This is a genomic window from Ensifer sp. 38_S197, from assembly GCF_056924495.1.
On the sequence record NZ_JBXOVZ010000001.1, the window covers coordinates 904,790 to 917,264 of the forward strand.

The 12,475-nt window shown below is 62.3% G+C and carries 10 protein-coding genes; 6 read left to right on the forward strand and 4 right to left on the reverse strand.

Annotated elements, in window-relative coordinates; translation table 11 throughout:
- Positions 1-78: 78 nt before the first annotated feature.
- On the reverse strand, positions 79-1,371 hold the full coding sequence (urtA, locus tag AC1Z3V_RS04110) for an urea ABC transporter substrate-binding protein (protein ID WP_483497364.1): 1,293 nt from the start codon (positions 1,369-1,371) through the stop codon (positions 79-81).
- Positions 1,372-1,750: 379 nt separating this feature from the next.
- Here urtA and AC1Z3V_RS04115 point away from each other — a divergent pair, with 379 nt between their 5' ends.
- Positions 1,751-3,100, forward strand: a complete 1,350-nt coding sequence (locus tag AC1Z3V_RS04115; RefSeq protein ID WP_483497365.1) for an adenylate/guanylate cyclase domain-containing protein — start codon at positions 1,751-1,753, stop codon at positions 3,098-3,100.
- On the opposite strand, the gene AC1Z3V_RS04120 is transcribed toward AC1Z3V_RS04115, so the two are convergent.
- The 3 genes from AC1Z3V_RS04120 to AC1Z3V_RS04130 form a co-directional block, all read right to left on the reverse strand.
- Complete coding sequence (locus tag AC1Z3V_RS04120; protein ID WP_483497367.1) at positions 3,022-3,384, reverse strand: hypothetical protein; 363 nt, start codon at positions 3,382-3,384, stop codon at positions 3,022-3,024. The two genes, AC1Z3V_RS04115 and AC1Z3V_RS04120, sit on opposite strands and share 79 nt — an antisense overlap.
- Before the next feature lie 89 nt (positions 3,385-3,473).
- Positions 3,474-5,411: a DUF5054 domain-containing protein gene (locus tag AC1Z3V_RS04125; RefSeq protein ID WP_483497369.1), complete on the reverse strand. Its 1,938-nt coding sequence runs from the start codon at positions 5,409-5,411 to the stop codon at positions 3,474-3,476.
- Positions 5,412-5,422: 11 nt separating this feature from the next.
- Positions 5,423-6,463 carry a LacI family DNA-binding transcriptional regulator gene (locus tag AC1Z3V_RS04130; RefSeq protein WP_483497371.1) on the reverse strand — a complete coding sequence of 347 codons (1,041 nt, stop codon included), beginning with the start codon at positions 6,461-6,463 and terminating at the stop codon, positions 5,423-5,425.
- A 230-nt stretch (positions 6,464-6,693) separates the two neighbouring features.
- Between AC1Z3V_RS04130 and AC1Z3V_RS04135 the strand changes: the two genes are divergently transcribed.
- From AC1Z3V_RS04135 to AC1Z3V_RS04155, 5 genes are all read left to right on the forward strand, one after another.
- A complete protein-coding gene (locus tag AC1Z3V_RS04135; RefSeq protein ID WP_483497372.1) occupies positions 6,694-8,055 on the forward strand; it encodes an extracellular solute-binding protein in 1,362 nt (453 codons plus the stop codon).
- Between the two features lie 108 nt (positions 8,056-8,163).
- The gene (locus AC1Z3V_RS04140) at positions 8,164-9,072 is read left to right on the forward strand and encodes a carbohydrate ABC transporter permease (protein WP_483497373.1); all 909 of its coding nucleotides are present in this window, start codon (positions 8,164-8,166) and stop codon (positions 9,070-9,072) included.
- Positions 9,072-9,905: a carbohydrate ABC transporter permease gene (locus tag AC1Z3V_RS04145; protein ID WP_483497374.1), complete on the forward strand. Its 834-nt coding sequence runs from the start codon at positions 9,072-9,074 to the stop codon at positions 9,903-9,905. The genes AC1Z3V_RS04140 and AC1Z3V_RS04145 overlap by 1 nt, the downstream gene beginning before the upstream one ends.
- Before the next feature lie 13 nt (positions 9,906-9,918).
- Positions 9,919-11,022, forward strand: coding sequence for an ABC transporter ATP-binding protein (locus AC1Z3V_RS04150; protein ID WP_483497375.1), 1,104 nt, complete (start codon positions 9,919-9,921; stop codon positions 11,020-11,022).
- 7 nt (positions 11,023-11,029) lie between these two features.
- Positions 11,030-12,433, forward strand: coding sequence for a CehA/McbA family metallohydrolase (locus AC1Z3V_RS04155; protein ID WP_483497377.1), 1,404 nt, complete (start codon positions 11,030-11,032; stop codon positions 12,431-12,433).
- The last annotated feature ends 42 nt before the right edge of the window (positions 12,434-12,475 follow it).

The window sequence follows — 12,475 nt, forward strand, 5'->3', positions numbered from 1 at the left end:
GGATGCTCGCCCCCGGATTTCGTCATGCAAGGATTGGCCGGGCGGACTGCCCGCCCGGTCTACGACTACGTGATGAAATCAGGAGCCTTTGCCGCCGCATTTGCCGGTGGCGACGTTGAAATTGCCGCAGGACATCGGCGCGCGCCAATCGGAGATCAGGTCCTTCGAGTCGGGCAGATAGTCGGACCATTCGTCGCCGACGACGAGGCCGGGGGTTTCCCAGACGGTCTCGAACTGGCCATCGCCCTGGATCTCGCCGATCAGCACCGGCTTGGTGATGTGGTGGTTCGGCATCATCGTCGAATAGCCACCGGAAAGGTTCGGCACCGAGATGCCGATCATCGCGTCGAGAACGGCATCCGTATCGGTCGTGCCGGCTTTCTCGACGGCCTTCAGCCACATATTGAAGCCAATATAGTGCGCTTCCATCGGGTCGTTGGTCACGCGCTTGTCGTTCTTGGTATAGGCCTTCCAGGTCTTGATGAACTCGGCATTGGCCGGTGTGTCGACCGACTGGAAGTAGTTCCACGCCGCGAGATGCCCGACAAGCGGGGCTGTATCGAGGCCGGCGAGTTCCTCTTCGCCGACCGAGAAGGCGACGACGGGGATATCCTCGGCCTTGACGCCCTGGTTCGCCAGTTCCTTGTAGAAGGGCACGTTGGCGTCGCCGTTGATGGTCGAGACGACCGCCGTCTTCTTGCCGGCCGAGCCGAACTTCTTGATGTCGGAAACGATCGTCTGCCAGTCGGAATGGCCGAAAGGCGTGTAGTTGATCATGATGTCTTCAGGCTTCACGCCCTTGGAAATCAGGTAGGCCTCGAGGATCTTGTTGGTCGTGCGCGGATAGACGTAGTCGGTACCGGCGAGCACCCAGCGCTCGACGCTTTCGTTCTCCATCAGGTAGTCGACGGCCGGGATTGCCTGCTGGTTCGGCGCGGCCCCCGTGTAGAAAACGTTTCGCTGGCTTTCCTCGCCTTCGTACTGGACGGGATAGAAGAGGATCGAGTTGAGCTCCTCGAAGACCGGCAGCACCGATTTGCGCGACACCGAGGTCCAGCAACCGAAGACCGCCGAAACCTTGTCGACCGAGATCAGTTCGCGCGCCTTTTCGGCAAAGAGCGGCCAGTCGGACGCCGGGTCGACGACGACGGCTTCGAGCTTCTTGCCGAGCAGGCCGCCTTTCTTGTTCTGCTCGTCGATCAGCATCAGCATGGCATCTTTCAGAGTCGTCTCGGAGATCGCCATGGTACCGGAGAGCGAATGCAGGATGCCGACCTTGATCGTGTCATCGGCGGCAAAGGCGCCGTTGAATGCCGTCGTCGACAGGACGGCTGCGAGGAATGCGCCGGTGACGCTTGCCCTGATAGTCATCTGATGGAACCCCTCTCGTTCTAAGCAGCGCGGCTTTCGAGTTTTTTAGCCGTTGCTTGAGGGATCATCGGACAGTCACGCTGCACTGCACATACGTCATTCTACGTAGATGCGGGGGGCAAAGAGGAAGTGCCTGGCGATGCGCGCCGCAGACGAGGCCACCCGTTCGTTTCCTTCGATCCCGCCAACGCTTGACCTTGCCATCGTTGGAAGCCCTAAACCAGACCGACCCACCCTCAGTGGACCTTTTGGCCTCGCCAAACATTCGACGCGAATCGAACGGTAGCAGGGCTGATAGTTGGCAACTTTTGGTGACAACTTTTAGCCGGTGGTCGTCCGCGGGCACGGGCAGGATATTCAAATCTCAGGGCCGACAAACATGACGTCCTCACTACACCCCCAATGGGATTCTGCCCGCGAGATACGCTCGATCCTTCTTCGCTTCGTCGCCTTTGCGATCCTTTTGGCAAACCTCCTGCTTGGTGGCAACGAGGGTACCGAACGAATGCATTCGATCGTGGTCGTCAGCTATCTGGTCATCAGCGTCGCTTCGGTGGCAGTTGCGCGCTACCTGCCCGGGCGCTCGTGGCTGAAGACGGCCTTCGTCGTCTTTGACGCCCTGTTGGTCGCGCTGCTCCTTTACGCACACATCCTCGCCGGGCCGGTCAACGAAAGCCACAATCTGACGACGACGAGCCTGGTCGTGGCGTTCATTCTGCTCGTCCATGTCGGCCTCAAGCTGGAAAGACGGCTCGTCCTTATTTTCTCCGGCATCGTGCTCACGTCCTGGGTGGCGATGCTGGCAATTACGGCCGCAAGACATCCTACCGCGGGGGTGCTCCCGCTGCTCGGCTCGTTCTTCAATCAGGATCTCGGCCTGACCGTCAGTTTCGGTTTCACCGCCTTCGCCATCTATCTTCTCGCGCGGGATCACGACCGGACGCGCAAGGAGGCCCTCAAGGCTGACCAGCGGCGCCTCAACCTCTCCCGCTTTTTCTCGCCGCTGGTGGTCTCGGAACTTGAGGAGCGTGGAGGCGCTCTTGGTCTGGAACGCCGGAATGCGGCAATCATGTTCGTTGATCTGCGCGATTTCACTCGTTTCGCTGAGACCGCAGCTGCTCCGGAACTCGCCTTCGTGCTGGCTGAGTATCGCCAACTCGTCTCACAGACGATTTTCGAACATGGCGGCACCGTCGACAAATTCATTGGTGACGGCGTGATGGCGGTCTTCGGTCAACCGAGGCCCATGGACGACGATGCAGATCGGGCAATGGCCTGCGCCCTCGATCTCGTCGACGCCCTGAACGACTGGAAGAACCACAACGCCCTCAACGGCCACCCCGCCCTCGATGCCGGCATCGGCCTGCATTACGGCAAGGTGGTCGGCGGCGTGCTGGACAGCGGTTGCCACAGCGAATTCACCGTCATTGGCGACGCGGTCAATGTCGCCCAGCGCCTGGAAAGCCTGACCAAATCGCTTGATGCGCCGCTGGCGGTATCGGCTGCGCTGATGGCGCGCCTCATGACTCCGATCCCGCCCGCCAACTGGATGGCGCAGAGGGACGTCACGCTTTCCGGACGCAGACTGCCTGTCGATGCCTGGTATCTGCCCCGCCACGCCGGCGGCATGACCGCCGCCGTGACTTCGCCTTACGAGACCGGCACCATACAAACAGCTCTCCAGAGATCGGCTTTCCAATCAACCGGCGCCGACGCCAGCACCGGATAGTCGACGCCCCGGACGGAGACTTTCGCCGGATCGCTGCACTTCACCAGCGCACGGTGCTTTCCGGGATCATTGTACACGCTCCCATCGACAACCCGTCGGGAGGAGATCGAGATCAGCACATCGTAGTCGTAATCGGGCAGCAGTGCCGCGCGATTGCCGGCAAGTGCAAGGCTGACGACCGTGTCGTCGCTGAAATGTTCCGCATGGAAGACCGCCGGCTCTCCCGCGATCGCGCTTGTGATGGATAGCCCTCCGGCGACGAGGGAGATGACAGGGCGATGCATTCCGACCTCCCATGGTTCGGCCGCCGCGCCATCCTATCATCGATGGCGCAGCCCCGCACTCGGAATGCGCGCAATCTCGAACCTTGCGCTCAATAGCCGTCGACGAAACTGAGCTTGAAGCGTGTGGTGAAATCGCCGCCCCACCACATGGGGAAGTTGGTGCCCCACTTGTTGTTGTGGATGTTGAAGCGGACGCCGGCGGAGTAGTCGGGCAGGTCCTTGCAAAAGGCCATGAACGGCCATGCCTGAGGCGCGACCAACGGCGTGTCGAGGTTCTCGACCATCAACTCTGTGCCCGATTCCGGCCGCCCCCGCACGGCCGTGACCGCCTGCAACTGGGCGCCGCCGGCACGGGCGAAATTGTCGGTGTCGTGCCAGAGGCCCATTTTGCGCACGGTCCAGGCAGAGCGCCCCTCGGGTGTGAAAGACAGGAAGCTCGCCTCCGGCATTCGGTTGGCTTTCTTGCCGTAAAGTGTCAGCTGGACGTCTAGGCCGGTTGAGGTCGCGGAAAATTCCAGCGCAATATCAGCCGGGGCACCGCATTGCTCTACCGCCTCGGCCGGCATCGCTGCGACGATCGATGTGGCGGTCGTGCCTCGAAGCTCCGGTCGATAGGCTTGCGAACGGGCCTCGGCGACGTGAGCAAGTCCGGGCTTGTCATGATCGAGCACGGCCCAGTCCATCCAATGAGTCAGATAGCTATCCATGTGTCGGCGGACATCGCCGGCATCATAACTTTCATAGCGGTAGGCCATTAGCGATCCATTGGCGCCGCGAATCTCTCGGCCGTCGGGTGCAGTCAGCGCGGCGACGTCGCCCGTCCCCGGATCGAGATCGATGCTCCATCCGCCGACCTCAAGCCGCGTTGCGGCACCGGCGGGCACGGGTCGCGGCGCAACCGCGAGATCGGCAAGAGCTGCCTCGGCGCGGGCTGCATCCTCGACTTCCAGTTCCGCCACCGCCTGGTCGAGATAGGCGCGCTGCTCCCACCACGAAGCCTCCGTGTACTGAAAGCGCGGATCGGTCCCTCGTGCCGCCTCGAAGGCAGGGCGCGCCCAGGCCTTTTCGTCGCGCAGGAAGGATTTGATATCGACGCCGCAGGTGTGTTCGGCGACCAACGTCAGCTTGCGCCCGAAAGCCTGACGGCTCGCCGTCATCTGCTCTTCCGTGAAGCGACCATAGAGCCGCTGCAACGCGAGATAACGGGCGATCTTTTCCGGGTCCGTGCCGCTGCCATGGATCCAGCTATCGCCGAGTTCCTTCTCCACGACCGGAAAACGCGCGCGCGCATCCCACATAAGCGCACCGTAATCCTCAAGCGTCGCGGCACGCACGGTGGCGCCCGGCTCGTGCTTCAGAATATCGCGGTACGCCTCGGCCGTCTGCGACACGCTCTGCGGGCCGATATTGTCGCTCGTATGGGCAAAGCTCAGGCCATCGGAAAGGCCTTGCGGGAAATAGGTCTCGCCATAGGAGCGCTGATACATGACAACGATTTCCTCGCCGCCCGGCGCCCGCCAGCGGAAGACATCGGGAATTTCCGGTGGCGGCGAAGCCGAGTTCACGCCGATATGCAGGAAGCGCACGCCCGCTTCCGCAAGCAGCGGCACCATGCCGAGCGTATGGCCGGGCACGTCGGTCATCTTGGCGGCGGTCGTCGTCAAACCGAAGCGACGGTCGAGCTCCTGGGCATGGGAGAGCCCGGCGCGGAAAAGCTCCGGCGACATCAGCTCCGTATGGGTCGTGAAGGGCAGCGCATGCCAGCGGATCAGGCCGCGCTCGATCGCCTGTTCCAGTCGCGCGACCTCGTTCTTCGAACGCGAATGCAGGTGGTCCCAGATCAGCCAGGCGCCGGTCGTCCAGATGAATTGCGGTTCGTGTGGATTCTCGTTGTAGAAATGCGCCCCGGTTTCGATCGCCTGCGGAATGAAGCGCTCGTGATACTGCTGACGAATCTTTTCGGCGTGATCGGTAAAGCCGATATCGAGATGAGTCTTGAAGACGACGTGAATGCGCTTTTCGGTCATGTTCACTACCTTCAGCCGACGGTGCCCCGCACGATCAGGCGGGTGTTGAGTGTCTCGGTGAGCGGCTCGGCATCGGGTGCCCGAAGTCGCATGAGGATCAGGCGAACGAGCGCGCGCACCCGCTCTTCGAGGTCGATGCGCACGGTGGTGAGGTTGTAGCTCTTCCAGTGCGACTGCGGGATGTCGTCGAAGCCGACGACCTTGACGTCATCAGGCACGGAAAGGCCAAGTTCATGGCGGAGCGCATCGATGGCACCGAAGGCGCCGACGTCGTTGGCCGCGAAGATCGCGTCGGCCCCCTCACCGATCCGAAAGAGGTCGAGCGTCGCCTGATAGGCGGTTTCGTAGGTATAGTCGCCGGGAAGCACGATCGGCGCATCCATGCCGCGCTCGGCAAGCGTCTCCTTCAGCGTGCGCTCGCGCTCGGCATTGGCGAGCGATTGCGCCTTGCCGCCGAGATAGGCGATGCGGCGCGCGCCATAGCCCTGAAGCAGGGCCACGGCCTGCTCGATGCCGTTCTTCTGCCGGACAAGCAGCCGGTCGTAGAGGGTGCCGGATGCCGCCCCCGCAAACTGCGCGACGTCGTCGTAGATCACATAGATCGGCACGGCGCGATCGAGAAAACCGCAGAGCACGTCCGGCAGGATGTTCTCGGTAAAGGCGATTACCGAATCCGGATTGAAGCCGCGCATATAGGTAAGCAAGCGCGGGTCCATGCTGAAATCGGCCTTCACCTTGAAGAGAAGGGTTGCGAAACCCTCCGCCTGCAATGCCGTCGTCAGCGCGTCGATCTCCTGGCTTTCCCAAGGGCTGCAGACGTCGGGCACGATCATGCCGACAAGGTGCGAACGGCCGGTGACGAGCGAACGCGCCGCCATGTCGGGCGTGTAGTTCAGTTCGCGCGCCACCTTGAGGATACGGTCGCGCTTCTCCGGCTTCAGCGAGGCGTTCGGGTTGAAAGCCCGAGATACGGCAACGCGGGAAACATTGGCTTCGCGCGCCACCTGGTCAGCGGTGGCTCGGGCGGCTTTCTTGTCGGCGCGATCGTTCATCTATTCGTCACAAAATGAAAACGTGTTCACCAGCAAAAGAGAACAACCTATCGATTTCGTCAAGCGGAATAACAATTCCCGTCGTAATCGTAGAAAGAACCGATGGTCTATGTTGACAAAAATGAAAGCGTGTTCATTCTTGATCGTCGTCGGGACAGCGGACCTGGAGGAGGGCCGGACTGTCACAGCCAGACACTTTGGTCCGCAGTGGACCGCCGGGAGGAGAAAACATGCGTACCAGGTTTCATTCCCTATTGCTCAGCGCGGCCGCGGCCATTGCCTTTGCGGCGCCGGCGAGCGCCACCGAACTCAACATCACCTGCCGCTGCGTCGTCGGCGGCGTCAACAGCGGCATGGCCGAGTGGATCGAACAGAAGGTCATTCCAGCCTTCACCGAGAAGATGAAGGCCGAAGGCAAGGACGTCACCGTCAAGCTGACGCAGTTTGGTGGCGAAGACGAGCAGCTGACACAGCAGCTCGCACTCGACTTCTCCACCGGCGCCGGCCCCGACGTCTCGGGCTTCGACGGCTTTCTCATCCCGAGCTTCGTTCAGGGCAACCTTCTCAAATCACTCGAGGAAGTGGCCGGTCCCGACGCTGCGAAATGGGACGGCTGGCAGCACATTTCCGACGGCACCAAAGCTCTGATGAGCTACCAGGGCAGGCCCTATGGCATCGCGCTTGGTACCGACGCGCGCATGATCTTCGTACGCAAGGACCTCTTCAAGTCCGCCGGGCTCGACGCCGACAACTGGCAGCCGAAATCCTGGGAGGAGTTGCTCGACGCCGCCCGCAAGATCAAGGCGGCCGCACCCGAGAGCTTCCCGCTGCAGCTCAATGCGGGCGTCTCGATGGGCGAGGCAACGACGATGCAGGGCTATTGGATGGCACTGCTCGGTACCGGCGAGCAAGTCACCGACGAGAGCGGAAAATACATCGTTTCGAGCCAGGGCATTCTCGACACGCTGAAGCTCTACAAGACGATCTATGTCGATGAGAAGCTCGGCGATCAACGCGCGCAGTTGCTTGCTGACGGCCGCAACCGCACCTTCGCCAATTTCCGTGACGGCAAGACCGCGATGCTCGTCGAAGGCGACTGGTTCTACCGCTCCGTCACGGCGCCCGGCGCCGAGTTTGCGGTGGCCGATCGCGACAATGTCATGACCTGGAAGAAGATGCCGGCCACAGCACCCGGCAAGGGGCTTCGCGGCCAGGATTTCGTCACCGTCTCGGGCGGCACCGGCTTCGTCATCAATCCGCATACCGATGCGCCCCAGGAATCCTGGGCGCTGCTTTCCTTCATGAACAGCAAGGAGCAACTCACGGCCTTCCAGGAGATCCAGCCGGCGATCCGCATCCGCGACGACGTGGCAATCCCCAATTCGCCGTTCCTGACGGAAACGGCGACGACACTGCTGCCAATCACTACGGCCCGGCCGAATGACGCCAATTACAACAAAGTCTCGACCGAGATCCAACGCATGACCGAAAGCGTCGTTTCCGGCGAGCTGTCGCCCGAGGATGCGATGGCCCAATACAAGGCGGCGGTCATTGCCATCGTCGGCGAAGAAAACACCGTCAGCACGCTCTAAAAGCCGCGCGGGGTGAAAACGGGAACCCATACGGCTCCCTCATCCCCCCATCCAGTGACCAGCGCGCCCGGCCCTCCAGCGGCCGGGCGACCGATCCGGAAAAAGGGCATGAAGAAATTCTCACTGCTTTCGACGCGCGCCGGCGCACTCTTCCTTGCGCCCGCGACGGCTCTCGTCGGGGTCTTCGTCATCATTCCTTTTTTCTGGGTGATCTTCGTCTCCTTCACCAATCGCACGCTGCTCGGGCGCACGGCGGTCGACCCTGATTTCGTCGGGCTGCAGAATTATTTCGCCCTCTTCAACCCCGCGACCTTCTTCACCCGCGGCCAGTTCGGCTTCTCACTGACCCTGACGATCCAATTCGTGCTGCTCTCGGCGCTGATCGGCCAGGCGCTTCTCGGTCTGCTGCTCGCCTGGCTTAGCCAGTCGGTCACACCGACGCTCAAATCCTTCCTGCAGACGGCCGTCATCGCCGCCTGGATCCTGCCGGAAGTGGTGATCGGCTTCGCCTGGTTCGCCTTTCTCGACTACGACAACGGCACCCTCAACATGATCCTGCGCGGCCTCGGCCTGCCGCCCGGCGACTGGCTGCTGCAGCAGCCCTTCTGGGTGATCGTCTTCTTCAACACCTGGCGGGGTGCCGCCTTCTCGATGATGCTGTTCAACTCGGCCTTCCAGTCGATCCCGCCGAGCTACTTTCAAGCTGCCGACGTTGCCGGCGCCACCTCCTGGCAGAAGCTGCGCGACATCGCGCTGCCGCTGATCCGCGGTCATGTCGTGACGGACCTGATCCTCATCACCATGTGGACCTTCAACGTCTTCACGCCGTTCCTGCTCACCCATGGCGGGCCGTCCTATCGCACCGAGATCCTCTCGATCTACACCTATCGCATCGCTTTCAAGGATTTCGAATTCGGCAAGGGCGCTGCCGTCGGCGTCGTCATCATGCTGATCAACCTGGCCTTCGCGCTCATCTATCTTCGCATAGCCCATAAGAAGCCGGTGGAGGCGGAATGATGCAGAAGAGGACGCAGAACATCTTCGTAAGGCGTACGGTCTTTGCGGCTGCCGCCACCGTCCTCGGCACGGTCTTCGCACTGCCGCTCGTCTGGTTCATCTTCGCGCCGTTCAATGCCCGCGCCGAACTCGGGCTTGCCATCCCCTCGCCCTTCACGCTGTCGAATTTCGTGACCGTCTTTGAGAACACCTTCGCCATGCAGGCGCTCTTGAACAGTCTCATCCAGGCGGCAGGCGGCGTAGTGCTGGTCGGCGCGGCGGCGACGCTTGCGGCCTATGCGCTCTCGCGCTCGCCGATCCCGGGCAAAGGCGCCGTCACCTATATCCTGCTGCTCTTTTCGTCCGTGGTTTCAGGCTCGGCGGCGATGGTGCCGATTTTCCTGATCATCTCGGCGGCCGGGCTGATCGACACCCATCTCGCCGTCATCCTCGTCTTCGCCGGCGGGCTGTTGCCGACGGCGATGTTCATCCTTCGCGACTTCATCGACGCAATCCCGCGCTCGTATGAGGAAAGCGCGATGGTCGCCGGCGCCTCGCCGCTGCAGGCTTTCCTCGATGTCGCGCTGCCGGTCATCCGACCCGGCATCGTCGTGGTCGTCGTCTGGGCCTTCGTCAACATCTGGGGCAGCTTCCTCATCCCCTTCATCCTGCTGCGCAGCGACAGGCTGATGCCAGCGTCCGTTGCGATCTATTCCTTCTATTCGGAAGCCGGCACGCCGATCGTCACGCTGCTCGCTGCCTATTCGCTGATCTATTCGCTGCCGGTCATCGCCCTCTACCTCTTCGTGAACTGGAAATTCGGTTTCCGGTTCTTCGGTGGCATCAAGTCTTAATCGGAAATCCGCCATGGCCTCTGTCGAATTCCAAAACGTCTCCAAGAGCTTCGGCGCCTTCGTCGCCGTTCCCGACATCAGCCTCCAAATCGCCGATGGTGAGTTCATCTGCCTGCTCGGCCCTTCCGGCTGCGGGAAGACGACGAGCCTTCGCATGATCGCCGGCCTCGAAACGCCAACGTCGGGCCGGGTGATGATCGGCGGCCGCGACGTCACCTATCTGCATCCGAAGGACCGCGGCATTTCCATGGTCTTCCAGGATTATGCGCTCTATCCGCACATGAACATCGCCGACAACATCGCCTATCCCTTGAAGGTGCGCGGCGAGCAGGAAACCAAGCGCCACGCCCGGGCCAAGGAGGTGGCTGACGTGCTGAAGATCGGTGATCTCCTGAAGCGCCTGCCGAGCCAGATTTCCGGCGGCCAGCAGCAGCGCACCTCGCTTGCCCGCGCGCTCGTCTATCCGAGCGAGGTCTACCTTTTCGACGAGCCGCTCTCGAACCTCGACGCGAAACTGCGCCTCGAAGCCCGCGGTTTCTTGAACCATCTGCAGCGCGACATGGGCATGACGGCGGTCTATGTCACCCACGACCAGGCCGAGGCCATGGCGCTCGCCACCCGCATCGCGGTCATGGACAAGGGCCGGATCGTGCAGTTTGCGCCGCCGATCGAGATCTATCGCCGGCCGGCGACCACCTTCGTCGCCAATTTCGTCGGCAACCCGCCGATGAACCTTGTTGCCGTCGAAGCATCCATCGGCGAAGGCGTGCTGCATCTCAGCGCTGGCGGTCTTCAGGTCGCGCCGATCGAACTTAACAACGCCATCGCCAAAGCGGCAAAGGCCGGTAAGATGACGCTCGGCGTCCGACCGGAGCATTTGCGCGTCGCCGGTCCCACCGACCACAACGTTCTTTCCGGCGAACTCTTCGCCAATGAGAACATGGGGCCGGAAAGCCTCGTCACCCTCGAGCGCGGCGACAATGGCCGCGTCACCGCGCGCATCTTTACCGACGACGAGATCAAAGTCGGTACCTCGGTGCACCTCGCCTTCGATACCAGGCATGTCACCCTCTTCGACGACAACGGCGCACGCATTCCCGCGGCCGGCGAGCGCTGAGGCGGCCATGCAGGAATTCGCCGTGCGGATCACCCGCAAGCACCAGGCCGCCGATCCCTATTTCTATGTGCCCTTCGATGTGCCGGACGGCGTGACACGGATCGACGTGACGCTCAGCTATCCGAAGTCTGAGGGGTGCATCGTCGATCTCGGCGTGCTTGATCCGCGTGCCACGGACTATCCGACGGAGCGGGGCTTTCGCGGCTGGAGCGGCGGCGCACGCAACCGTTTCTTCGTCGCCACCGACGACGCCACGCCCGGCTATGTCCATGGCGCGATACCACCCGGACGATGGAAGGTCATGCTGGGTCTCTACAAGATCCCTGACGACGGCGTCGAGGCACTGGTGACCATCGACTATGACAGCAGTCCGCGCGCGGTCGCACCGCAGCCGGTGCGACAGTTCCCGATACGCAAGGGACCCGGCTGGTATCGCGGCGACCTGCACTGCCACACCTTCCATTCGGATGCGGCAGGCTCGCCGGAACTGTTGCACGCGGCAGCGCGCCAGGCAGGGCTCGACTTCCTCGCGGTTGCCGACCACAACACGATCACCCAGCGACGTTATTTTCATCCGCACTCTTCTCCAAACCTCGTCTTCGTGCGTGCCATGGAAGTCACCACTGCGGTCGGCCACGCCAATGTCTTTGGCGTCGACGACTGGATTGATTTCCGCATGACGAGACCCGAGCACGCCCACACGCTCGCGCGCATGGTGCATGAGCGCGGCGGACTACTTTCGATCAACCACGACAAGCCGACGATCCCCTGGGACTACGAGTTGCCGAAGATCGATTGCATAGAGGTCTGGCAATCCCACTGGCTTGCCTGGAACTGGGTGTCCTTGGAGCGCTACCAGCAGCGCCTCGCCTCAGGCATGAAGATCTCCGCCATCGGCGGCAGCGACTTTCACCAGCCGGCCCGCCTGATGCCGGAGGCCCCCCTGGTCCTCGCCCGTCCGACGACAGTACTTCATCTCGAGGAACTATCCGAAGAGGCCGTGCTCGGCGCCATGAAATGCGGCCGCGGCTATGTCACGGAGAGCCCAACGGGACCGCATCTGGAACTCACTGCCAATGGTGAGCCGATGGGATCGACCGTCTCCGGCCCCGTGGCAGCGGATGCGCAGGTTCGCGGCGCCAAAGGCGACAAGCTGATGTGGCTCGATGCCTCGGGCGTCATCGGTGAACAGGTGATCGAAGCCGACGACTGGACCGGCCAGTATGTCGGCTCGCCCGATCGCTTCCTGCGCACCGAGATCGTTTCAGCCGCAAGCCGCGGCGGGATCGTCGAGGCATTCCGGGAGGCCCTTGGCGGCAAGGGCTTGCCCTGGCAGCTTTCCGAGGACGATCTTGCGAACCGTACGATCCGCCGCGCCATCAGCAACCCGATCTATTGCCGGCCCAGCTAACGGCGTACTGCATTCAAGAACTTCCGGGCCGTCCTGGGCAAC

What these genes read in the sequence shown, in the direction of transcription:
- AC1Z3V_RS04115 (WP_483497365.1), top strand. Translation starts at nt 1,751, where the DNA reads ATGACGTCCTCACTACACCCCCAATGGGATTCTGCCCGCGAGATACGC.
- AC1Z3V_RS04120 (WP_483497367.1), bottom strand. Translation starts at nt 3,384, where the DNA reads ATGCATCGCCCTGTCATCTCCCTCGTCGCCGGAGGGCTATCCATCACA.
- AC1Z3V_RS04150 (WP_483497375.1), top strand. Translation starts at nt 9,919, where the DNA reads ATGGCCTCTGTCGAATTCCAAAACGTCTCCAAGAGCTTCGGCGCCTTC.
- urtA (WP_483497364.1), bottom strand. Translation starts at nt 1,371, where the DNA reads ATGACTATCAGGGCAAGCGTCACCGGCGCATTCCTCGCAGCCGTCCTG.
- AC1Z3V_RS04135 (WP_483497372.1), top strand. Translation starts at nt 6,694, where the DNA reads ATGCGTACCAGGTTTCATTCCCTATTGCTCAGCGCGGCCGCGGCCATT.
- AC1Z3V_RS04125 (WP_483497369.1), bottom strand. Translation starts at nt 5,411, where the DNA reads ATGACCGAAAAGCGCATTCACGTCGTCTTCAAGACTCATCTCGATATC.
- AC1Z3V_RS04130 (WP_483497371.1), bottom strand. Translation starts at nt 6,463, where the DNA reads ATGAACGATCGCGCCGACAAGAAAGCCGCCCGAGCCACCGCTGACCAG.
- AC1Z3V_RS04145 (WP_483497374.1), top strand. Translation starts at nt 9,072, where the DNA reads ATGCAGAAGAGGACGCAGAACATCTTCGTAAGGCGTACGGTCTTTGCG.
- AC1Z3V_RS04140 (WP_483497373.1), top strand. Translation starts at nt 8,164, where the DNA reads ATGAAGAAATTCTCACTGCTTTCGACGCGCGCCGGCGCACTCTTCCTT.
- AC1Z3V_RS04155 (WP_483497377.1), top strand. Translation starts at nt 11,030, where the DNA reads ATGCAGGAATTCGCCGTGCGGATCACCCGCAAGCACCAGGCCGCCGAT.